The sequence below is a fragment of the Pseudonocardia zijingensis genome, from assembly GCF_042657305.1.
In the GTDB taxonomy this organism is placed as follows: Bacteria; Actinomycetota; Actinomycetes; order Mycobacteriales; family Pseudonocardiaceae; genus Pseudonocardia; species Pseudonocardia zijingensis.
Genome location: NZ_JBHSKO010000006.1, coordinates 104,492 through 126,052, shown reverse-complemented (window position 1 = coordinate 126,052; position 21,561 = coordinate 104,492). Strand labels below are relative to the sequence as shown.

The window sequence follows — 21,561 nt, the reverse complement described above, 5'->3', positions numbered from 1 at the left end:
TTGATCAGCGGATTGGCGCGTTTCCCGACGCCAGGTTTCGGGTTTCGCTCCAGGCCCGTGATCATGGGGTCGGTACCGCAAGTGTCGCGGAACGAGGCCAGCGGGTGTTGGTCACAGCTACCATTTCTCAGGAAACCGCTTCTCAGATATACGGATCACTCGGGTCAGAACACCCGGTCATGTCGGATGTGGTGCGGGATCAGGTCGAGGAAGGCGTGCAGCGCACGCGTGGGCGGGCGGTTCGCCGAAGCAACCACGCTGAGCGTCCAGGAGAGCTGGACGTCGGCGAGCGGTACGACCTTCACCCGGTCGCCGACCGCGTCGGCGAAGTCCGGCGGCAGGAGAGCGACTCCGAGGCCATGGGCCACGTAGTCCGCGATCGTGGTGATGTCGGAGACCTCGATCAGCACCCTGCGGGACAAGCCCGCCCTCGCGAACGCGTCGTCGACGAGCCGGCGCTGGCCGAAACCCGCCGGCATGTCGACGAACACCTCCCCGGTGGTGTCCGGCAACCCGACGGCCCTCCGGTCGGCCAGCGGGTGATCGGACGGAACGAGCAACGCGATCCCGAACCTCTTGATGGGGCGTGCTCTGAGCTGCTCGTCCCGGACCTCGGCTCCGACGAAGGCCACGTCCACGTCGCTGGCCTTGATCCTCTCGATCAGGCCGGCGGTCCCCCGCTGGGACGTCTCGGTGCGCAGGTGGACCTCCGGGTGACGCCGGTGGAAGTCGCCTACCAGAGCGGGGACGTCGATCACGGTCAGCCCGCTGAGGAGACCGACGGTGAGACGGCCGCGCACTCCCGTGGACAAGGGTTCCACCGCGGCACGAGCCCGGTCGAGCGCCTCGATGGCGGCGTGCGCCTCGGGCAGGAACGCCGCACCGGCTTCCGTGAGCCGCACCGACCGCGTGGATCGAGCGAGCAGCTCCACCCTCAGGTCGCTCTCCAGCGCCTTGATGCCCGCGGAGAGCGTCGACTGCGTGACGTGCTGCTGCTGGGCCGCCCGCGTGAAGTTCAGCTCTTCGGCGACCGCGACGAAGTACTCCAGTCTCCTCTGGTCCACCGCTCTCCCATCGATCGATGATCTCGATCGCGCCTTCGGAAACATTCGTTGGACACGATAGCTGCGTGCGGATGACCCTTGTCGTGCGAGCTCACCGAACCCACCTCACGGAAGCGGAAGACCATGCGCGTACTGCTCACAGGAGCCACCGGCTACATCGGAGTCGCGGTGCTCGACCGGCTCGTTTCCACGGGGCACCAGGTGACCGCCGTGGTCCGCTCCGCCGACAAGGCCGAGGCGGTTCGGGCCGGGGGCGCGGAGCCTGCGCTCGGCGACCTGTCCGACGGCGACGCCCTCCAGGAACTCGCGAAGGCGTCCGACGGCGTGATCCACGTCGCGTCGCCCGGCGACGAGACCAGCGCGACCGTCGACGAGATCGCAGTCACCGCCGTCCTCCGCGGGCTGCGGAACACGAACCGGCCGTTCGTGCACACCGCCGGCGTCTGGGTGCACGGCAGCAGCTCGCAGATCACCGAGTCGACCCCCATGAACGCCCCGCGGCTGGCCGCCTGGCGCGTGCCGCTCGCGCATCTCGTGCGCGAGGCGATCGGGGTCCGCACGTCGGTGATCTCGCCGGCGCTGGTCCACGGTCACGGCGGCGGTCTGCTGAACCTCGTCGCCGCCGGACCGCGGACCGCGGGCGGCTCCCCCGCCCTCACCATGATCGGGCCCGGCGACCAGCACTGGACCACCGTGCACGTGGACGACCTGGCCGAGCTGTACGTGCTCGCGCTGGAGAAGGCCCCGGCCGGCTCGTACCTCATCGGCGCCGGCGGGGTGAACCCGACCGTGCGGGAGATCACCGAGGCGGTGAGCCGCTCCGTCGGCCTGTCCGGGAAGGTCGAGCCCGAGCCCGTGGTCCAGACGCTCGGCCGGCTCGGCCTGCTCGGCGAGGCGCTCCTGCTCGACCAGCAGGCGTCCGGTGCCACCGCCCGGCGGGTGCTCGGCTGGTCACCGCAACGGCCGTCGATCCTCGAGGACATCGCCCGTACGACGTTCTGAGCGTCTCCGCAGGAGGCGTGCGCCGACGCATCCCCGACGGCTGGGACAGCCGGCCTCTGCCCAGCCACTCCGTCTTCCGAAGGGATCATCATGAGCACTCCCTCCGCACCGCCGGGGGCAGGTCGACGTCGTGCCCGCTGCGGTCCGCGACACACGATGCGCGCGCACCCCCCGGCCTCATGGGGCGCTTCCCCGGCCGTCGTGGCGGCCATCGCCGCCGGCATGGTGGTGCCCGCACAGGCCAGGCTGAACGGGGAGCTGAGCCACCGCATCGACGACGGCATCGCCGCAGCGGCGATCAGCTTCTCGGGCGGCCTCGTACTGCTGACCGTTCTGGCTGTCTTCTCCCGCACGCTTCGTGGCGCGCTGCGCGCGCTCGGCGGCGCGGCCCGCGACAGCCGGCTCCCCCGGCGGTACCTGCTGGCCGGCGTGCTCGGCGGCACGTTCGCACTGGCGCAGTCGACCGTCGCCCTGCTGACCGGCATCGCCGTGTTCACCGTGTCCGCCATCGCGGGCCAGACCGTCGGTGGCCTGATCGTGGACGCGCGGGGCATCGGCGGCGTCGTGCGGCAACGCCCGGGTGCGGCCCGGCTCGCGGGAGCGGCCGTCATCCTGGCGGCCGCTGTCGTGTCGGCCGCGCCCGGTTTCACCGGCACACCCGCACAGGCCGCCATCGTCCTGCCGTCCCTCGCGGCCGTGGCCGCCGGCTTCCTGCTCGGCGTGCAGCAGGCCCTGAACGGGGCGTCGACCGCGGTGTCGGGTTCACCCCTCGCTGCGACCTGGCTCAACTTCTGCGTCGGAGCGGTCTTCCTCGGCGCGGCCTGGGGGGTGACGACCCTCGTCCGCGGGACGTCGGGGCACCCCCTGCCCACCACCTGGTGGGTCTACCTCGGCGGTCTGTGCGGCGTCGTCTTCATCGGCACCTCGGCGTTCCTCGTGCGCCGGATCGGTGTCCTCCTGCTGGGCATGGCCTCGATCTCGGGTCAGCTGGCCGGTTCGATCACGCTCGACCTCCTGGCCCCCACCGGCGGTCGCCCCCTCTCCGGCATCACCGTCCTCGGCGCGGTGCTCACCTTCGCCGCCGTCTGGATCGCCTCCCGGCGCCCGCGCGGCGCCACCGCGCAGTGATCCGCTTCCCCCACCGTCCCGACAGAAGGAACTACCGGTGTCCCACAACCCCCCGCAGAACGAGCAGCGCATCCTGATCAAGGGCGCGTACCTGGTGACCCAGGACGCCGAGCTCGGCAACTTCGTGGGTGACATCCTCGTCACCGACGGCCGGATCAGCGCGGTCGGCCAGGACCTCGCCGACGATCGGGCCCGGATCGTCGACGGCACGGGGAAGGCCGTGCTGCCCGGCTTCATCGACACCCACCGGCACAACTGGCAGGGAGCGCTGCGCAACCTGGGTCCGGCCTGGACGTACCAGGAGTACCGCAGTCAGGTGCAGATCGGCCTCGGCCAGTACTTCGACCCGGAGGACGTCCACATCGGGAACCTGGCGGCGGACCTGATGTCGCTCGACTCCGGCGTGACGACCGTCCGGGACGAGTCCCACATCAGCAACAGCCCGGAACACTCGGACGCGGCGATCGCGGCCCACTGGGAGTCGGGCATCCGAGCCGTCTTCGACCACGGCTGGCCGTCGACGGAAGCCGAACAGTGGCAGTTCGGCAGCGCCCGGACGCATCCCGTCGACATCCGCCGCATCCGCAACGAGGTGCTGTCCGACGACTCCGCGCGGGTCACGCTGAACGCGATGCTGCGGGGACCGGAGCTGTCCACCCCCGAGGTGTCCGGGAAGGACATCCAGCTGGCCCGCGAGCTGGATCTGCGGATCAGCATGCACGTCGGACTCGGCGAATGGGGCGCGGAGCAGCAGGCCATCCGGCAGCTCGAGGAGACCGGACTCCTGGCCTCCGACATGACGTTCATCCACTGCTGCACGTCGACCGACGAGGAGCTGAGGATGCTGGCCGCCCGCGGAGCCACCGCTTCGGTTGCCGGCGCCCTGGAGGTCTTCATGCCGGGGCTGGGCCAGCCCGCGACCAACCGCCTGCTCGCCGCCGGTGTCCGGCCCAGCCTCAGCGTCGACACCGAGACCATCGTGAGCGGTGACATGTTCGGCGTCATGCGGGCGACGCTCGCCTACCAGCAACTGGTCCTCGCCGGTGCCGCCGGGCCCATGGACCGCGTCCCCGACCTGCCGACCTTCGACGCCGCCGACCTGCTCTCGTTCGCCACCATCGAGGGCGCGCGCGCCGCGGGGATCGACGACCGCACCGGCAGCCTCACCCCGGGCAAGGAGGCCGATCTGATCATGATCTGCCTCGACCACGCCAACCTCCTCCCCGCAACGGACGTGGCGGCCTCGATCGTCGCGGGAGGCCACGCCGGGAACGTCGACCTGGTCCTGGTGGCCGGCGTGGTCCTCAAGGAGGACGGCGCGCTGAAGGGGGGCGACACCGTCTTCGCGGAAGCCGCGGCCTCCCGCGACCGGCTGTTCCGCGCCGCGAGCCTGCCGCTTCCCACCTGACCGACTGCCCCGACCCGCCGGTGTCCATCACTGCCGGGTCGACAGCCGCCTCGGACAGCGAGAGCACCGGTGTGGTGCAGGCGCCGACGTCGGCGAACCGCGCGCTCCACTCCTCGCGCGCGTGTTGCGGGATGGTCGTCCAGCGGGACCCGAGGTAGCGCGCCCACCTCGACTCGAGGTGTCCCGGCTACGGCTTGCGCCCGATTCCGCCGTAGGCGTCCACGCTCCGCGGCTCTCCGGAAGGGGTGTCCTCGGGTCGCCACAGGGGGCAGCTGACGATCCCCGGCTCGACGAGATCCAGCCCGTCGAAGAAACCCCTGATCTCGTCCGGGGTGCGCAGCGGCCCCGCGGTCGTTGTGCTGCTGCTGTGCGGCGTTCAGCTCCTCGTTGGTGCTGGAGCCGTCGCAGATGAGCAGATGGCTACCCGGGGGAACGGCGTCGAGCAGACGCCCGACGATCGCACCCGCCCCGGACGGCGAGGGTCAGCGGGCCGGCCAGGCCTCGATGCCGAGGTGGCGCGTCGCGGCGGCATCGGTCGTGCGCCACAGAGTGGTGGCCATCGGCTGCGCGAGCTCTTCGCGCAGGTGCCCGACCAGCCCGACCGTCCGCGAGATGACGCCCAGCCCCCGCGCGATACGCCAGTCGAGGTCCAGCAGCGCGACGACGGTGCCGATGGCCCCGGTGACGTTGACCGGCAGCGCGCGTCCCGACGCCTCGCTGCCCGCGGCCGCGACGGCCCGCACGAGCCGGATCGGCAGCGTCGGGAACCCCTCGGACTCCGCGATCTCGAAGAGCCGCTCGGCGCGGGGGTCGACCGGATCGTGGATGGGGTGCCCGATCCCGGGGACGTGCTCGCGGCGCTCGCGGAACCCGGCGACGATGCGCTCGGCCTCGGCGCGGACCGCCGCATCCGAGTCGTCGCCCGCCGCCGTCAGCCGCCCGGCACCCTCGGTGACGAACTGCGCCGCCCCTTCGATCGTGCCCACGAACCTGCTGCCCAACCCCAGCAGGCCCGCCGCGACGGCGCTCTGCAGCGACTCCGGCGCCCCGAGGTGGGTCAGGCGGGTGGCCATCGCATTCGGGGTGATGCCGTGCTCGACGAGGCTCACGAGCGCCGCGTTGAACAGCGTGCCCTCGGCAGCACTCGGCATCCGCTCGGTGAGCAGCAGGAACGCGAAGCTCCCGAAGTCGAGCTCCCCGATGATGTCGGTGCACAGGTCGCGGCCGAGGACGGTGATGCTCGTGGCGTCGCTCCAGCAGATGTCGCTGCGGACGTCGAGTGCGGGTGCGTCGGACAAACCGGTTCTCCTGTCGTGGTTGAGACGTCAGCGCTCGGCGAGCAGCTGCTCCAGATCGCGGCGGACGAGCTTGCCGGAGGGGTTGCGGGGCAGCGAGCCCGGCGCGACGAACACGATCTCCTTGGGCACCTTGAACGACGGCAGGTGCTGCCGGCAGGCCTGCTGCAGCGCGTCGGCGGACGTCTCGCCCGCGTGCGCGACGACGGCGACCGGCACCTCGCCCCACGTCGGGTCGGGACGGCGCACGACGCCGGCCTCGAGGACGCCCGGCAGGCGCAGGAGGACGCGCTCGATCTCGGCCGGGTAGATGTTCTCCCCACCGCTTTTGATCATGTACTTGACGCGGTCGACGAAACTGAGCCGGCCGTCCGTCTCCCGGACGAGCACGTCGCCCATGTGGAACCAGCCGTCCCGGAAGTCGGCGGCCGTCGCCTCGGCGTTGTTCCAGTAGCCGCTGAAGAGCGTGGGGCCGCGCATGCAGAGCTCGCCGGGCACGCCGTCGGGCACGTCCCGGCCGTCGGGGTCGACGAGGCGGACCTCGCAGTACCCGCTCTGCTCCTTGGGGAAGGTCGTGGGCGCCTCCCCGACCGGGATCACGCCCGCCGAGCACGGCGGACAGCCGGTCTCGGTGGCGCCGAAGGTGTTGGCGAACGGGGCGTCCAGCAGCGTCGTGATCTCGGCGATCTCCTCGGGCCGGACGAGGTCGGGCATCACACCGCACAACCGCACACCCGCGGGCCGCGTGCCGCGCTCCCGCAGCGCCCGGGCGAGCCGGGCCACGGTGCCGGGCATGACGAGCAGCCACCCGATCCGCTCCGCGGCGACGACGTCGGCCAGCTCGTCGGGCCGGAACCCGTCGACGACGACGACCTTGCCCCCGGACACGAGCGTGCTCACGGAGTTGTCGAGCGCGCCCATGTGGTGCAGCGGCGACCACGCGACGAACGTGTCGTCGCCTGCGATGCCGAGCTCGGCCCGGGTGGCCATGCTCCGCACGATCTCCGCGCGGTGGCTGATGCACGCGCCCTTGGGCACGCCGGTGGTGCCGCTCGTGTAGATGATCACGGCGACGTCCTCGGCGTGCGCCGCGGACGGCCGGGTCCACGGCTCGGCCGACGCGAGCCCACGCTCGTAGGCCGCCCCGAGCACGATCCGCTCCCCCGGCCGCGCCCCCAGGTCGTAGCGCGCTGCAGCGCGCTCGGACACGAACGTCACCGCGGGCGCCACGAGGTCGAGGCACGCCGCCAGCTCCTCGTCGGACGCGCGCATGCTCTGACAGGCGACGATCGCACCGAGGCGCCCGGCGGCGAGGAGGATCTCGAGGTACTCGGGCCGGTTCTCCGACAGCAGCGCGACCCGGTCGCCACGGCACACGCCGGCGGCCGCGAGGACGCCCGCGGCCCGCCTGCTGCGCTCCGCGAGCTCGCCGTACGTCGTCCGCGCCTCACCCGCCTGCACCGCGACCTGCGCCGGGTGCAGGCCGGCCCGCGCGTCGAAGAGGCTGACAATCGTGCTGTCGGCTGCCCGGACGACGAAATCCGATCGGGACGGGTCGGTCACCGGGCCGCCCCCGGGGCGTCGAGGGTCCGGCCGGTCGGGGCCGGCTCGACGGGGAGCGGACGCACGAGCAGCACGCCGACGATCCCGAGCAGGCTCGTCAGCAGCATCCAGCCGGAGACCGCCCAGCTCGATCCGCCCTGCCACGCCAGCAGCCCGGCCGCGATCAGCGGCGCCAGCCCACCGCCGATCACGGTGCCGCCCTCGCGCCCGATCGAGACCCCGCTGAACCGGCTCTGCGTCCCGAACATGCCCGTGAAGTAGGCCGGCTGGATGGCGTCGGCCGCGGCCGCGCCCCCGGCGATCGCGACGACGACGGCGACGAGGATCGCGCCGAAGTTCCGCGTGTCGACGAGCAGGAAGAACGGGAAGGCGAACGCGGCCTGCACCGCCAGCGCGACGAGCATGACCCGCCCGAAACCGAAGCGGTCCCCGAGGTGGCCGTACAGCGGGCAGAGCAGCCCCGCGACCAGCGCACCGATCAGGGTGGCCGCCAGGATGGTCGGCCGCGGCAGGTCGAGCGTCGTGGTGGCGTAGGTCAGCACGAACACCGAGACGATGTAGAAGGTCGTGTTCTGGCCGACCCGCATCAGGAAGATCGCGATGACGTTGCGCGGGCGGCGCAACGCGGCGACGATCGGCGCCCGCTCCCGCGCCTCGCTGCGCTTGACCCGTTCGAACTCGGCCGTTTCGGGCAGGTCGCGGCGGATCCAGAGCCCGACGACGACGAGCAGGACGCTCACGAGGAACGGGACGCGCCAGCCCCAGCCGAACAGCTGCTCCTCGGTGAGCACGGAGGCCAGCGCGGTGTAGACGACCGAGCCGAGGATCAGCCCCGCGAAGACCGAGGCGGACAGGAACGAGCCGAAGAACCCGGCGCGCGAGCTGCCGTTCTCCTTCGTCATGAGGGCTGCCCCGCCCCACTCCCCGCCCGTGCCGAGGCCCTGGACGATCCGCAGCGCGACCAGCAGGACCGGTGCGGCCACCCCGACCTGGTCGTAGGTGGGGAGCAGGCCGATGCCGACCGTGGCGACTCCCATCAGGATCAGTGTCGTGACGAGCACGGTCTTGCGGCCGACCCGGTCGCCGAGGTGCCCGAACACGATTCCGCCGATGGGCCGTGCGGCGAAACCCGTCGCGAAGGTCGCGAAGGACAGCAACGCACCGACCGTGCCTTCCTGCGCGGGGAAGAACAGGTGTGGGAAGACCAGCGCCGCCGCGGTGCCGTAGAGGAAGAAGTCGTACCACTCGATGACGGTTCCCAGCGAGACCGCCGTCGTGACCCTCCTGGTGAGCTGGGCCGGCGGTGCCTCGGCACCGGCGGGTGTCGCGCTGCTCATCACGCCTCCTCGTTGGGGCTTGACGGAGTTTCGCTCAGCGAATAATGTTTCGCTCTCCGAGCGAAGGCAGCATGCGGCGGAGGAGGCGGCATGTCAACCCCGGCCCGGCCCGTGCCGGACAAGGAACAGTTCGTGAGCTCGCTGGCTCGCGGCCTCGCCGTACTGCGCGCCTTCGGCCCCACCGGCCCCGAGCTGACCCTGAGCGAGGTCGCCGCGGCCACCGACCTCAGCCCCGCCGTCGCCCGGCGCTTCCTGCTGACGCTCGTACAACTGGGATACGTCAAGAAGGTCGCCCGCAAGTTCGTCCTCACGCCCCAGGTCATGGAGCTGGGCGCCGGCTACCCGGATTCGATGAACCTCGCCGAGGTCGCGCAACCCCACCTGCAGCACCTGCGGGACGAGACCGGCGACAGCGTCTCGCTGACCACCCTCATCGGGGTCGACATCATCCACCTGTGCCACATGCAGACCGAAGGACTGCTCCGCTTCGCGGTGACGCCGGGCAGCCGGGTGCCCGCCTACGTGTCCGCCACGGGCCGGGCCATCCTCGCTTTCCAGCCGGAGGAACGCCTCACCGCCTACTTCGCCGCGGCAGACCTCCTCCCGCGCACCCCGCACACCGTGACCACACAGGCCGGGCTGCGCGAGCGCCTGGACCGCGTCCGGCGCGACGGCTACGCGCTCGTCGCGGACGAGCTCGACTTCGGGATCACGGTGCTGGGCGTCCCGCTGCTCAACGACGGGGTCGCCATCGCAGGCATCAGCTGCGCCACCACGTCCGGCCGCCGGCCCACCGACGAGTTCCTGTGCTCCCGCCTCCCGCTGCTGCAGGCCGCGGCGGCGGCATTGCGGCGCCAGCTCGACAGGTTCCCCGCCCTCGTCCACTCCCTCGACCTCGGCGTGTAGCGACGTCGGACTTTCTCCGCGTTCCGCTTCTGTCCGGGCTACCGCCTCCTGTGCACGGGACCGACGGACCCGGCGGGGCGGCGGCCCTCACCCGGTGGGCCGGCGTAGGCCTGAGCCACCTCGATCCAGCGGCTCGCCACCGGCCCGACGACGTCGAGATCGAGGTCGTCGCGATGGCGACGGCGGGTGACGAGGAGACAGAAGTCCAGGGCCGATGCGCGGACGCGGTCTGGCGCTTCCGGGGCACCCCAGACCCACGTCGTCCCGCCGGGGGACACGAGCTCGACGCGGACCTCTGCCCCGGCGTCGAGCCCGCGCTCACCCCGCAGGCTGTACCCCCGGGCGAGGACGCCCAGGTGCGCGATGTGGCGGAGCCGCTCCGACGGCTCCGGAGCAACGCCGAGAGCGTCGGCGACGTCGCGGCCGTGCGCCCAGGTCTCCATGATCCGGGCGGTGAGCGCCGACGCCGCGCTCATCGACGGGCCGAACCAGGGCACGCGTGTCCGGGGATCGAGCGCTCCGAAGACGTCGAGCAGTCGGGCACGCGAATCGTCGAACCAGCGCAGCACATCAGCGCCCGCCCGGCCGCGGTGCTCCGCCACCCGCTCGTCGACGGTGCGCCGCGGGAGTTGCGCGGCCGCGACGAACGCGTCGGGGTCCGTGGCGGCCAGCACCGCGGCGTCATCGACGTCCGCGAGGTGCACCAGCTGGTCGGCGATCGACCAGCCCGGTGCGGGTGTGGCACACCGCCACTCCCGCTCGGACAGGGGCGCGACCAGCGCACGCAGGTCCTGTGATTCCGCGGCGAGGTCGGCGCACAGCGCTGCCATCGACGGCCGGGTCACCGCAACACCCCCGAGTCGCGGAGTTCGGCGATCCGTTCGGGCGCGAGACCGAGCAGCGTCCGCAGGACGTCGTCGGTGTCCTGCCCGAGCACCGGCGCCGCGCGGCGGACCACGGCCGGGCTGTCCGAGAACCGCCACCGTGGCCCCTCCACGACGACCTCACCCAGCTCCGGGTGGGGCAGCCGGACGTGGTGACCGAGGTGGGCGAGCTGCGGGTCGCGCGCCAGGTCCCGGCTCGATGCGGACACGTGCGCCGCGATGCCCACGTCCTGGAGCGCGCGCTCGGCCTCCTCCGCGGTGCGGCAACCGGTCCACGCCGCGACCGCCGTGTCGAGTTCCTCGAGGTGGGCGATCCGGCCGGGCAGGTCGCGCAACCGCGGGCAGGCCAGGTCCGGGCGGCCCATGAGCCGGACCAGCGCGGCCCACTCGCGATCGTCGCGCACCGCGACGGCGACGTAACGATCCTCGTCGTCCTCCGGCAGGCAGGGGTAGACGCCGTGCGGGGCCATCCCCTCGTCGCGGTTGCCACGGCGCTGCGGCACCACCCCGGTGCGGTCGTGCGCGGCGAGCTCGGCGGACAGGAACCACACACCGGCCTCCACCTGACTGACGTCGACGTACCGGCCCCGGCCGGTACGTCGACGGTCGTCCAGCGCCGCCAGCAGCGCCACGAGCGAGAGCCGCGGGCCCACGAAGTCGGTGTAGGGCCCGAACGGCCCGAGCGGTGGCAGGTCCGGCCACCCGGTGAGGTGCATGAAGCCGGCGAGCGACGCGCCGATGTTGCCGTAGCCGGCCGTGCGCGCCAGCGGCCCCGTGTGGCCCGCGATCGAGGTGCTGAGCATGATCAGGTCGGGGTTGTGCTCGCGGAGCGCGTCGTAGCCGAGCCCCCACTTCTCCATGGTCCCCGGGGAGTAGGACTCGATCACGACGTCGGCCTGTGCCGCCAGCGCGCGCACCACCTCGCGGCCCTCGGCGCGGCCGAGGTCGAGGCTCACGCCCAGCTTGCCGGCATTGCCGTTGCCGTAGACGACCGAGCGCTCCACCCCCTCCAGGCCGTCGTAGTAGGGACCCATGGCGCGCGCCGTCTCGATCCGCCCGCCGGACTCGACCCGGACGACCGTCGCTCCGCAGTCGGCCAGCGCCCGGCCGATCATCGGCCCGGCGACGACCCACGACAGGTCGAGCACGCGCAGGCCCGCGAGCGCACCGTCGGACGCGACGCGTCCGGGCGGGGCGACGGTGCGCCACGGGTCGGCGGCCGCGGAGTCGGCCGCACCCCACCCCGGCGCGACGGGTTCGCGGCGGCCTCGCGGTGGGCCGGACAGCCACTCGTCGACCACCTCGGCCGTGTGCTCGCCGCAGAGCGGAGCCGGGCGGTCGTGCCGGAAGGCGTCGTCACCCATCGCGGCGATCGGACCGGGCACCCGCACCCGGCGCTCCCCCGCTCCGAGATCCGCCCAGAAGCCGCGCGCAGCCAGTTGCGGCGACCCGACGATGTCGCTCAGGTCGCAGATCCCGGCCGCCAGCACCCGGTGCGTGACCGCGGCCTCGGCGATCTGGGCCTTCGTCCGGGTGGCGATCCCGGCGGCCACGGCGTCGCGGACCGCCTCGACGTCGGCGTCGTCGATCGCGCCTTCGGCGAGCAGACGCGGGATCTCCCGCCAGTCGAGCGCGACGGCGTCGTCCCCCACCACCCCCTCGGCGTGCAACCAACCGACCAGTGCGTTCGCGAACTTGCCGGAGGCGGGCCCCATGCCGAGGTGCATCTCGACCATCCCGTCACGGCAGACCCACTTCTTGCGGCGCGGGGATGTCGCCGACCCGCTGCCGCTCAGGTCGACCCGCCGCCTGGACGTCGACTGCCACATCGACACCGCGAAGTCGCCGGCGGCGTGGGAGAGCGCGACCCCGATCGTCGCCAACCCCAGGGAGACCTGCGCGGACACCTCCACCGCCTGGCCCCGCCCGGTACGCACCCGGTACAGGTGGGCGAGCAGAGCCCCGCCCGCGGCATCCGCGCCGGCGTGCAGGAACGCCTGGGCGGAGCTGATCCGCACGGGTGGGCGGTCCTCGTCCCGGTGCGGATCGAGCGCCCCACCCGCAGCCCACACGACGAGGTCGCTGTCCTGGTAATCGGCCTTGGGGCCGTCGGCACCGAACGCGCTGACGTGCACGTGGACCAGGCCGGGGTCGGCCGCCAGCAGGCTGCGGGCGTCGAGCCCCCAGCGGCGCAGGGTGGCGGGCGGCGACGATGTGAGCACGATGTCGCTGCGCGCGGCCAGATCCCGGGTGAGCCGACGCCCCGCGTCGGACTCCAGATCCGCCTCGACACCGCGGCGGCCCGCGGCGAACGCCTCCCAGTACGCCGACCCCGATCCCGCGACGAGCGGTGGAACCCGGCGGGCCGTCGACCCACCGGGGGGTTCGAGGATCACGACATCGGCGCCCAGGTCGGCGAGCAACCGCCCGGCCACCAGACCACGTTCGTCGGTCAGGTCCAGAACGCGACAGCCGCCGAACAGTGCCATGGGTTCTCCCTCGTCGCGACTTCGTTGTCCGCAGATTGTCGACGGTATTGTTGCTAATATTGGTTGCGATCGCTAACGTGACGAAACCGGACACCGCGACGTGCCGAGGTGATCAATGCGACCGGTCCGCAGGTCGTTCGCCCGAGCCGCCGTGGCGGTCCTGGCCGTCGCGGCGATCGCGGCGTGCGGACAAGCCGTCGCGCCGGGCACGTCCTCGCCGGTCGGCGCCCGTGATCCCTACGGCGCGCCGTCCGACTCCGAGGGCGCACCCGTCCGGGGTGGATCGCTGGTGCTGGCCATGGACCGTGACGTCGTCAGCTTCGACCCGACGGTCCAGAACTCGAACATGGTCGCGACCGCGGTGTACGACCTGCTGATGCGGTTCGACGAGAACGGCGTGGTGAAGCCCTATCTCGCCGAAGGGATGAGCACGCCCGACGGCGGGTCGACCTGGCTGCTCCACCTGCGCGACGGCGTCCGCTTCCACGACGGCACGCCGCTCGATGCCGCCGCGGTGATCGTCAATACCCAACGGCACGTCGACATCGCGTCGTCGCCTGCCAACCGCTTCGCGCGTCAGATCACCACGATGCGCGCGAGCGATCCGCTGACCGTGGAGTTCACGCTCGTCGAACCCCTCGGCGACTTCCCGGTGGCCTTCGCGCAGCCCCTCACCTCCGGCACGCTCGGCATGATCGCCTCACCGACCGAGCTGGCCCGGCCCGGATCGGACATCGCCCGCAACCCGGTCGGCGCCGGTCCGTTCCGGTTCGTCGGGTGGCAGCCGGGTGCGAGTGTGCTGGTGGAGCGGTACGACGACTACTGGCAGGAGGGCATGCCCTATCTCGACGCCCTCGAGTTCCGTCCCTTGACCGACACCGAGTCCCGCTTCGCGTCGGTGGCCAACGGCGACGTCGACGTGTCGTTCGGCGCCTACAACCAGGAGCTGGTGCGCGCGGCCGAGGACCCCGCGCTGCGGGTCTACTACGGCCCGGGCAACGGTGGGGAGTTCCTCTACTTCAACCACACCCGCGCGCCCTTCGACGACCGGCGGATGCGAGAGGCATTCATCCGCGCGATCGACTTGAACGCCATGGCCGTTGCCGAGTACCGGGGCAGCATGTCCCGGGCGGTCACGATGTTCGCTCCGGGCAGTGCCTACGCCAACCCCGAGGCGGAGCAGGCCTGGCCGGCGTTCGACCAGGCGCGGTCGCGCGCTCTCATCGACGAGTACCGCGCCGACGGCGGGAACCCGGACTTCCTGTTCGTCACCAGCCAGAACCGGGTTCCGCTCGCCGAGTTCATGCAGGCCCAGCTCGCTGCCGTCGGGGTGGACATGCAGGTGCAGTTCTTCGACCTGGCCCAGTTCTCCTCAGCCGTCGGCCAGAGCCGGGACTTCCAGCTGGCCCAGTGGGTCGGCACCTTCGACAACCCTTACCCGGCGGTCCAGCGCCTGCTGCGCAGCGACGGCAACTCCAACTACGGGAACTACTCCAATCCCCGAGTGGACGAGCTGCTCGACATCGCCGAGACCTCCACCGACGGTGGGGAGCGGGCGCAGGCCTACCAGGAGGTGGAGCTGCTGGCCGCGCAGGACCTCTCGCACATGTGGTTCAGCCGCAGCTACCTGTCGACGATCACCAACCGGCGCGTCCACGGGATGGATCGCTACACCACCCGGGACATGTTCTTCGCCACCACCTGGCTCGAACGGTGATGGCGGGGAACGCAGCGAAGGCCACCAGCTGTCCGCCGACGTGGTCGGCGGCGGGCTGAGCGAGGATCGTGCGCACCGCGGCGGCCACCACGCTCGAAGCAGCTGGGCTCGACGTCATCGTGGACCGGCGGGTGCAGGACTGACATCCGAGCCCTATCGCGCGGCGATCTCCGCCGAGATCGCCTCGGCGTGTTCGATCACCATCGGCGCGCACCGCTCGCGCAGCTCCTCCGCCGAGAGCCGGGCCGCGTTCGCCGACACGTTCAGCGCGGCGATCACCCGGCCGCGGTAGCGGACGCCGGCGGCGACCGAGCGGACGCCGATCTCCCGCTCCTGGTCGATCAGCGCGTATCCGTCGCGACGGATGCCGTGGAGGATCGTCCGCAGCTGGTCCCGGTCGGTGATGGTGTACGGCGTGAGCGGTGCGAGATCCACCGTCGCCAGGTAGGCGTCGAGCTCGCCCTCGGGCAGCGCGGCCAGGAGGACCCGGCCCAGCGACGTCGGGTAGGCGGGCAGCCGGGAACCGATGTTGAGCGTGATCGCGACGCTGCGCGGGCTCGGCACCCGGGCCACGTACACGATCTCCCCGCCGTCGAGGGTGGCCAGCGACGAGGACTCCTGCAGCTCGGCCGACAGGCTGCGCATGTGCGGTTCGGCCGACTCCCACCACGGCGCCGACGACAGGTAGCCGTAGCCGAGGCGCAGCACCTTCGGGGTGAGGCGGAAGCGGCGGTCGCGCATCTCGGCGAACCCGAGCCGCTCGAAGGTCAGCAGGAGCCGCCGGACCGTGGCCCTGGTGAGGCCGGTCAGCTCCGCGACCCGGCTGACCCCGAGCTCCGGGTTCTCAGCGGAGAAGACCATCAGAACCTGGAAGGCCTTGTCGACCGAGTCGATGAAGTCCGGATCCTCTCTGGACACCGGGGCAGTCTCCCATCGCGCTTGACATCCGGACTTCAAGGCCCGAAGGTCTGTACGTCCGTCGAGCAAGTGTACGTCAGTCGCACAAAATCTGGAGACACTGATGTCCGTCCGCTCCCTGCTCCGCAGTGCCTTCACGACGAAGCTGTACGTCACCGTGCTCGTCGCGATCGTGGCCGGGGGCGTCCTCGGCCTCGCCGCACCCGGGGTGGGGGCATCCCTGGAGCCGGTCGGCACCGGGTTCATCGGCCTGATCCAGATGCTGATCGCGCCTGTCGTCTTCTGCACGATCGTCACGGGGATCGCGTCAGCCGGCGAGCTGACCTCAGTGGGCCGCGTCGGGGTGAAGGCGCTGGTCTACTTCGAGGTGGTCACCACCATCGCGCTCATCGCCGGCCTCGTGGTGATGGACGTCTTCCGGCCCGGCTCGACGCTGCACGCCGACCCCGCGTCGCTCACGATCTCCGGCTCGGCGGAGCAGTACGTGCAGCGGGCCGAGAGCACCCACTGGTACGACTTCCTGCTGAACATCATCCCGAACGGCGTGGTCAGCGCGTTCACCGAGGGCAACGTGCTCCAGGTGCTGCTGGTCTCGATCCTGTTCGCCGTCGCGTTCAAGGTCATGGGGCCGGCGGGCGAGCCGATCGTGCGCGGCGTGGCCCGGGTCGGCGACGCCACCTTCGTCGTGATCAAGCTCGTCATGTACCTGGCTCCCCTCGGCGCGTTCGGGGCCATGGCCTACACCACCGGGAAGTTCGGCGTCACCACGCTGGTGAGCCTCGGGAGCTTCGTGCTGCTGTTCTGGACCAGCGGCATCGTGTTCTGCCTGCTCGTCTTCGGGGTGGTCGCCCGCATCTGCGGTCTGCGGATCCTCAAGCTCTACCGGTACTTCAAGGACGAGCTGCTGATCACGCTGGGCACCTCGAACTACGAGGTGGTCATGCCGGCCCTCATGCGCAAGCTCACCCACCTCGGCGCGCCGAAGCAGATCGTCGGCCTCGTCGTCCCGTCAGGCTACGCGTTCAACGGCGACGGGGTCTGCCTCTACCTCGGGTTCGCCTCGCTGTTCATCGCCCAGGCCTTCGACGTCGAGATGTCGCTGTGGCAGCAGATCGGCCTCCTCGCCGTCTTCATGATCACGTCGAAGGGCAGCGCCGGCGTCGCGGGTGCGGGCTTCGTGATCCTCGCGGCCACCTTGAACACCACCGCCGTGGTGCCGGTCGTCGGGATCATGCTGATCATCGGCGTCGACCGGTTCATGTCGATCATGCGCGGCCTCGTGAGCCTGTCCGGCCAGATCATGGGCAGCCTCATCGTCTCCCGCTGGGAGCGGCGGCTCGACGTCGACCGCGCCCGCGCCGTCCTCGACGGCGCCGACCTGCCCGACCCCGCCGACGCGCGACCCGACGCCGTGCCGACCGCCTGACGGCGCTCGCCCGACACCGACCGACCCCAACCGGCAAGGAGATCCATTGGCCCGCCTCGATTACGCCGCGTCCGACCTCACGGGCCCGGACGGCGACATCGCCGAGCGGATCCGCGCCCGCCGCGGCGGCGGCCTCACCCCGCTGGACCGGATGCTGCTGCACAGCCCGCCGCTGGCCGAGGGCTGGAACGGCCTGCTCGGCGCCGTGCGCACGGCCTCGACGCTTGCCGCCGACGTCCGCGAGCTCGCCATCCTGCGGATCGCCGCCCTCAACGGCGCGGACTACGAGTGGCGCGCCCACGAGCCGATCGGGCGCGACGGTGGGCTCACCGACGACGACCTCGCCGTGCTGCGCGGCGAGCGGGAGCCCGACGCGCTCGCCCCGCGCCTCGCCGCCGTGCTCGCCTACACCGACGCGATGACCACCCGGGTCACCGTGCCCGACGACGTGTTCGCCGAACTCCGCGACCACTTCAGCGACCGGGAGGTCGTCGAGCTGACCGTGACGGTCGGCACGTACAACCTGGTGTCGCGGTTCCTCGTCGCGCTCGAGGTCGGCAGCGAGCGGGATCGCGAGGCCGCGTGATGGCGGGTCGGCTGGAGGGCAAGGTCGCCATCGTCACCGGGGCCGGCAGCGTCGGCGACGGTTGGGGCAACGGCCGCGCCACCGCGGTGGTGTTCGCCCGGGAGGGCGCCCGCGTGCTCGCCGTCGACCGCGATCCGGCGTCGCTGCAGTCCACCCTCGACCTGATCAGCGCGGAGGGCGGTACCGCCACCGGGCACACCTGCGACGTCACGGACGCGGCCGACGTCCGTGCGATGGTCGCCGCCGCGGTGGACGCGTTCGGCGGGCTGGACGTGCAGGTGAACAACGTCGGCGGCTCCCGCCAAGGCGGCCCCACCGAGCTCGACGAGGCCGGCTGGCGGGCCCAGCTCGACCTCAACCTCACGAGCGTGTACCTCGGCTGCCGCCACGCCATCCCGGCGATGCGCGCCCGCGGCGGCGGCGCGATCGTCAACATCGCGTCCACCTCGGGGATGCGGTTCACCGGCTCCCCGCAGGTCGGCTACGCCTCGGCGAAGGCCGGGGTGATCCAGCTGTCCCGGGTGACCGCGGTGCAGCACGCTCCGGAGGGGATCCGGGTGAACACCGTCGTACCCGGCCAGCTGCACACCCCGATGGTGGAGGCGCGCCTGGCCCATCAGCGCGCGGGAGGCGACGTGGAGGCACTCCTCGCGCAGCGGCAGGCCCGGATCCCGCTCGGCTTCATGGGAGACGGCCGCGACACCGCGTACGCGGCGCTGTTCCTGGCCTCCGACGAGGCCCGCTTCGTGACCGGCACCGAGATCGTCGTGGACGGCGGCATGACCGCCCGCTGCGACTGAGGAGGAGACGTGACCGGCCCCCAGAACCCCGGACCGCACCCGAACCCGCACCGCCCCGCGCTCGCGCTCCCGGCCGGCGCCTGCGACGCGCACTGCCACATCTTCGGCCCGACCGCGCGGTTCCCCTACGCCCCCGACCGGACGTTCACGCCGCCCGAGGCGCCCCTGGCCGACCTGCAGGCGCTGCACCGGCTGCTCGGCCTGGAACGGGCGGTGATCGTGCAGTCGGCCGCCCACGGCGTCGACCACGCGTCGCTCGAGGCCGCACTGGCCGAGGGCGCCGGGCGGTACCGGGGCGTCGCGCTGATCCGCCCGGACACCCCGCCGGCCGAGGTGGCCCGTCTGCACGCCGCCGGGGTGCGCGGCGCCCGGCTGCACTTCACCCCGCACCTCGGGAAGGCGCCATCGCCCGAGGAGATCGACGCCGTCGTGCGGCTGGTCGCCCCGCACGGGTGGCACATCGCCCTGCACGTGGCGGGCGACGGCATCGCCGAGCACACCGACGTCGTCCGCTCACTGCCGTTGCGCGTGGTGATCGACCACATGGCCCGGGTGGACCTGCGCCAGGGGCTCGACTCGCCCGCCGTCACCGCGCTGCGCGAGCTGCTGGACACCGGCGACGTCTGGGTGAAGGTCTCCGCAGCCGACCGCCTGGCGGTCGCGCCGCCATCGATGGCCGACTCGGCCGCCCTCGCGGCCCTGCTCGTGCGCAGCGCGCCCGAGCGGGTGGTCTGGGGCACGGACTTCCCGCACCCCAACACCTACGGCTTCGTGCCGGACGACGGTGACCTCGTCGACCTGCTCGCAGGGATCGCCCCCGACCCGGCGGTCCGGAAGCGACTCCTGGTCGACAACCCGACGACCTGCTTCGAGTTCCCGTGAGCGCCCGCGGAGACGGCTTGCTCTTCGTCCTGTCCGAGCCGGGCGGGGTGCCGCTCGACGAGTTCCACCACTGGTACGACACCGAGCACGCGCCCGCCCGGCTGCGGGTGCCCGGGATACACGGCGGGCACCGGTTCCGGGCAGCCGACGACCGCTCGCCCGGCTGGCTCGCCGTCTACCCCCTCGACCTGGCGGCCCTGGACTCCCCCGAGTACGCGGTGGCCCGGGTGCGCAGCCCCTACGAGCAGACGGTCGTCGACCGGCTCGCGGTGCTCGATCGCCGCGTGTACGCGCGCATCGACGATCCCGGTGATACCGACGATCTCGCTCCCGGCGCCTGCCCGCTGCTGCTCACCGTGGGGCTGACCAGCACGGATCCTGCGAGCCTCGACGCCTGGTACTCGGGTGAGCACGTGCCCATGCTCCGGCACGTTCCCGGCTGGCGGCGCACTGTGCGTTACCGCCTGGTCGAGGGCGCGGGGCCGGACCGGCTCGCGGTGCACGAGCTGGACGACCGAGCGGCCTTCGACTCCCCGGAGTACGCGCGAGCGGTGTCGACCCCGTGGCGGGAGGCCGTGATGCGCACCATCAGCGCCCGGGAGCGCCGCCTGTTCACCCACCACCGGACGCTCGGCTGAGCGGGATCACCGCCCCGCGCCTCGGCAGGCCCCAGCGGCCGCGCGCCGTTGCCTGTTCAGCACACGCCGCAGCCGACGCGCGCCGCCTGCAGCCTTGCCACCGCTCCCGCCACTCCGACGAAGGACGTGCATGCCCGGACGACGACGCGCAGTCCGCCCGGCGGCTGCCACCTCCGTGATCTTCGCGATCCTCCTGACCACGCTCGGGTGCGCGCAGGGCCCCGCCGGCAGCCCGTCGAGCCGGTGGCCGAGCCGGCAGCGGCGGCCGAGCCGCACTCCGGTCATGCCGCGGTCCCCGGGGCCCGGATCCGGTACAGCGACACCGGGGGCAGCGAGGTGCCGATCGTGCTCCAGCTCAGCACCCCGAATACCTACACCAAGCTCGGCCGGATCACCGCCCCGCTGCTCATCGTCGCGGGCGGCGCGGACCTCACCGCACCACCGGAGCTCATGCGCACCTGGGCCCGGCACGCGCCCCCTCACGACTTCGCCGTCGTCCCGGACGCCGGGCACTCGCTCTCCTACGAACGACCCGCCGAGTTCAACCGGATCGTCCTCGAGTTCCTCAGCGGGCGTTGACCGCCGAAGCGCTGCCGGTCCGCCGAGCATCCGACAGGCATCGGATGTTCTCCCGCCGCCACCCCGGCCCGTACGCCGGCAACACGTCCTGCTCGGCGAAGGCCGCCTGGTCCCTCACACGGCTGCTCCCTGGTCGGCGCCTGCGGCCTCCTCCATGCGGATGAAGTCGCGGGTGACCTGCTTCTCGATCTCGAAGAGGCGGTCGTCCTCCGGCACCCGCGGGTACGGGACGTCGATCGTGATGTCCATGTGCGTGGTGCACGGCCGCGCGGTGACGACGAGCATGCGCGTGGACAGGAACACCGCCTCGCGGATGTTGTGGGTGACGAACAGGACGGTGCGGCCGGTCGCGCGCCAGATGTCGGTGAACTCCTGGCGCAACTTGCGGGCGGTGATCTCGTCGAGCGCGGAGAACGGCTCGTCGGCGAGCAGCAGGTCGGGCTCGATCGCGAGTCCGCGGGCGAGCGCGACGCGCTGCTGCATACCGCCCGACAGCCGCAGCGGGTAGTAGTCACCGAAGTCACCCAGGCCGACGAGGTCGAGGTAGCGCTGCACGCGCCGGTCGGCCTCCTCGCGTGGGACGTCGAGCTCGTCCAACGGCAGGCGCACGTTGTCGCGGACGGTGCGCCACGGCAGGAGCCGCGGCTCCTGGAACACCACGCCGATGCGCACGGCCGAACGCGACCGGACGCCCACGGTGTGCCCGTTGATCACGATGCGCCCGGATGTGACGTCGTCCAGGCCGTTGATCATGTTGAGGAGGGTGGACTTCCCACAGCCCGACGGGCCGAGGATGGACAGCAGGGAGCCGTGCTCCACTGCCACGTTCAGCCCGTCGATCACGGTGAGCGGTGGCTCGCCGCGCCGCGGGAACTGCTTGCGGACGTTGTCGATGACGAGGTAGGGCTCGGCCACGTCGCCTGCTCCTTGGGAGGTTTT

19 protein-coding genes and 1 pseudogene are annotated in these 21,561 nt (G+C 72.2%); 11 read left to right on the top strand and 9 right to left on the bottom strand.

Annotated features, from left to right (window positions below):
* Window positions 1–164: 164 nt before the first annotated feature.
* A complete protein-coding gene (locus ACFPL3_RS14765) occupies window positions 165–1,064 on the bottom strand; it encodes a LysR family transcriptional regulator (protein ID WP_343941786.1) in 900 nt (299 codons plus the stop codon).
* A 123-nt stretch (window positions 1,065–1,187) separates the two neighbouring features.
* Between ACFPL3_RS14765 and ACFPL3_RS14760 the strand changes: the two genes are divergently transcribed.
* The 3 genes from ACFPL3_RS14760 (at window position 1,188) to ACFPL3_RS14750 (ending at window position 4,602) form a co-directional block, all read left to right on the top strand.
* Entirely contained in the window at window positions 1,188–2,066 is an 879-nt protein-coding gene (locus ACFPL3_RS14760; protein WP_343941787.1) for an NAD-dependent epimerase/dehydratase family protein, read from the top strand.
* 201 nt (window positions 2,067–2,267) lie between these two features.
* Window positions 2,268–3,194 carry a DMT family transporter gene (locus ACFPL3_RS14755; RefSeq protein WP_343941788.1) on the top strand — a complete coding sequence of 309 codons (927 nt, stop codon included), beginning with the start codon at window positions 2,268–2,270 and terminating at the stop codon, window positions 3,192–3,194.
* 37 nt (window positions 3,195–3,231) lie between these two features.
* Window positions 3,232–4,602: an amidohydrolase family protein gene (locus ACFPL3_RS14750; RefSeq protein WP_343941789.1), complete on the top strand. Its 1,371-nt coding sequence runs from the start codon at window positions 3,232–3,234 to the stop codon at window positions 4,600–4,602.
* A 187-nt stretch (window positions 4,603–4,789) separates the two neighbouring features.
* On the opposite strand, the pseudogene ACFPL3_RS14745 reads toward ACFPL3_RS14750, so the two are convergent.
* The 4 genes and pseudogenes from ACFPL3_RS14745 to ACFPL3_RS14730 form a co-directional block, all read right to left on the bottom strand.
* Window positions 4,790–4,948: pseudogene (locus ACFPL3_RS14745) on the bottom strand (SAM-dependent methyltransferase); the annotation flags it as partial.
* Window positions 4,949–5,084: 136 nt separating this feature from the next.
* Window positions 5,085–5,900 (bottom strand): citryl-CoA lyase, encoded by an 816-nt coding sequence (locus ACFPL3_RS14740; RefSeq protein ID WP_343941790.1) that lies wholly within the window; start codon window positions 5,898–5,900, stop codon window positions 5,085–5,087.
* 27 nt (window positions 5,901–5,927) lie between these two features.
* Window positions 5,928–7,460 (bottom strand): class I adenylate-forming enzyme family protein, encoded by a 1,533-nt coding sequence (locus ACFPL3_RS14735; protein WP_343941791.1) that lies wholly within the window; start codon window positions 7,458–7,460, stop codon window positions 5,928–5,930.
* Window positions 7,457–8,797, bottom strand: coding sequence for an MFS transporter (locus ACFPL3_RS14730; RefSeq protein ID WP_343941792.1), 1,341 nt, complete (start codon window positions 8,795–8,797; stop codon window positions 7,457–7,459). The genes ACFPL3_RS14735 and ACFPL3_RS14730 overlap by 4 nt, the downstream gene beginning before the upstream one ends.
* A 90-nt stretch (window positions 8,798–8,887) precedes the next feature.
* On the opposite strand from ACFPL3_RS14730, the gene ACFPL3_RS14725 reads away from it, so the two are divergent.
* Window positions 8,888–9,703, top strand: coding sequence for an IclR family transcriptional regulator domain-containing protein (locus tag ACFPL3_RS14725; protein WP_343941793.1), 816 nt, complete (start codon window positions 8,888–8,890; stop codon window positions 9,701–9,703).
* A 38-nt stretch (window positions 9,704–9,741) separates the two neighbouring features.
* Here ACFPL3_RS14725 and ACFPL3_RS14720 read toward each other — a convergent pair whose 3' ends face one another.
* Entirely contained in the window at window positions 9,742–10,548 is an 807-nt protein-coding gene (locus ACFPL3_RS14720) for a TIGR03084 family metal-binding protein (protein WP_343941794.1), read from the bottom strand.
* Window positions 10,545–13,076, bottom strand: a complete 2,532-nt coding sequence (locus tag ACFPL3_RS14715; protein WP_343941795.1) for a CaiB/BaiF CoA-transferase family protein — start codon at window positions 13,074–13,076, stop codon at window positions 10,545–10,547. The genes ACFPL3_RS14720 and ACFPL3_RS14715 overlap by 4 nt, the downstream gene beginning before the upstream one ends.
* Before the next feature lie 115 nt (window positions 13,077–13,191).
* On the opposite strand from ACFPL3_RS14715, the gene ACFPL3_RS14710 reads away from it, so the two are divergent.
* Window positions 13,192–14,793 (top strand): ABC transporter substrate-binding protein, encoded by a 1,602-nt coding sequence (locus ACFPL3_RS14710; protein ID WP_343941796.1) that lies wholly within the window; start codon window positions 13,192–13,194, stop codon window positions 14,791–14,793.
* 153 nt (window positions 14,794–14,946) lie between these two features.
* On the opposite strand, the gene ACFPL3_RS14705 is transcribed toward ACFPL3_RS14710, so the two are convergent.
* The gene (locus ACFPL3_RS14705) at window positions 14,947–15,711 is read right to left on the bottom strand and encodes an IclR family transcriptional regulator domain-containing protein (RefSeq protein ID WP_343941797.1); all 765 of its coding nucleotides are present in this window, start codon (window positions 15,709–15,711) and stop codon (window positions 14,947–14,949) included.
* A 103-nt stretch (window positions 15,712–15,814) separates the two neighbouring features.
* Here ACFPL3_RS14705 and ACFPL3_RS14700 point away from each other — a divergent pair, with 103 nt between their 5' ends.
* The 6 genes from ACFPL3_RS14700 (at window position 15,815) to ACFPL3_RS14675 (ending at window position 20,622) form a co-directional block, all read left to right on the top strand.
* On the top strand, window positions 15,815–17,137 hold the full coding sequence (locus tag ACFPL3_RS14700; protein ID WP_343941798.1) for a cation:dicarboxylate symporter family transporter: 1,323 nt from the start codon (window positions 15,815–15,817) through the stop codon (window positions 17,135–17,137).
* A gap of 46 nt (window positions 17,138–17,183) precedes the next feature.
* Window positions 17,184–17,723, top strand: a complete 540-nt coding sequence (locus tag ACFPL3_RS14695) for a carboxymuconolactone decarboxylase family protein (RefSeq protein ID WP_343941799.1) — start codon at window positions 17,184–17,186, stop codon at window positions 17,721–17,723.
* Window positions 17,723–18,523 (top strand): SDR family NAD(P)-dependent oxidoreductase, encoded by an 801-nt coding sequence (locus ACFPL3_RS14690; protein ID WP_343941800.1) that lies wholly within the window; start codon window positions 17,723–17,725, stop codon window positions 18,521–18,523. Before ACFPL3_RS14695 ends, ACFPL3_RS14690 begins: the two co-directional genes overlap by 1 nt.
* A 9-nt stretch (window positions 18,524–18,532) precedes the next feature.
* On the top strand, window positions 18,533–19,405 hold the full coding sequence (locus tag ACFPL3_RS14685; RefSeq protein ID WP_343941801.1) for an amidohydrolase family protein: 873 nt from the start codon (window positions 18,533–18,535) through the stop codon (window positions 19,403–19,405).
* Window positions 19,402–20,043, top strand: a complete 642-nt coding sequence (locus tag ACFPL3_RS14680; protein WP_343941802.1) for an EthD domain-containing protein — start codon at window positions 19,402–19,404, stop codon at window positions 20,041–20,043. Before ACFPL3_RS14685 ends, ACFPL3_RS14680 begins: the two co-directional genes overlap by 4 nt.
* 207 nt (window positions 20,044–20,250) lie before the next feature.
* A complete protein-coding gene (locus tag ACFPL3_RS14675) occupies window positions 20,251–20,622 on the top strand; it encodes an alpha/beta fold hydrolase (protein WP_343941803.1) in 372 nt (123 codons plus the stop codon).
* 114 nt (window positions 20,623–20,736) lie between these two features.
* Here the strand turns inward: ACFPL3_RS14675 and ACFPL3_RS14670 are convergent, their stop codons facing one another.
* On the bottom strand, window positions 20,737–21,537 hold the full coding sequence (locus ACFPL3_RS14670) for an ABC transporter ATP-binding protein (RefSeq protein WP_343941804.1): 801 nt from the start codon (window positions 21,535–21,537) through the stop codon (window positions 20,737–20,739).
* Window positions 21,538–21,561 lie beyond the last annotated feature (24 nt).

Bases quoted from the DNA above. Each gene is read 5' to 3' on its own strand.
- ACFPL3_RS14700 (WP_343941798.1), top strand. From the start codon at position 15,815: ATGTCCGTCCGCTCCCTGCTCCGCAGTGCCTTCACGACGAAGCTGTAC.
- ACFPL3_RS14725 (WP_343941793.1), top strand. From the start codon at position 8,888: ATGTCAACCCCGGCCCGGCCCGTGCCGGACAAGGAACAGTTCGTGAGC.
- ACFPL3_RS14730 (WP_343941792.1), bottom strand. From the start codon at position 8,797: ATGAGCAGCGCGACACCCGCCGGTGCCGAGGCACCGCCGGCCCAGCTC.
- ACFPL3_RS14710 (WP_343941796.1), top strand. From the start codon at position 13,192: ATGCGACCGGTCCGCAGGTCGTTCGCCCGAGCCGCCGTGGCGGTCCTG.
- ACFPL3_RS14715 (WP_343941795.1), bottom strand. From the start codon at position 13,076: ATGGCACTGTTCGGCGGCTGTCGCGTTCTGGACCTGACCGACGAACGT.
- ACFPL3_RS14760 (WP_343941787.1), top strand. From the start codon at position 1,188: ATGCGCGTACTGCTCACAGGAGCCACCGGCTACATCGGAGTCGCGGTG.
- ACFPL3_RS14690 (WP_343941800.1), top strand. From the start codon at position 17,723: ATGGCGGGTCGGCTGGAGGGCAAGGTCGCCATCGTCACCGGGGCCGGC.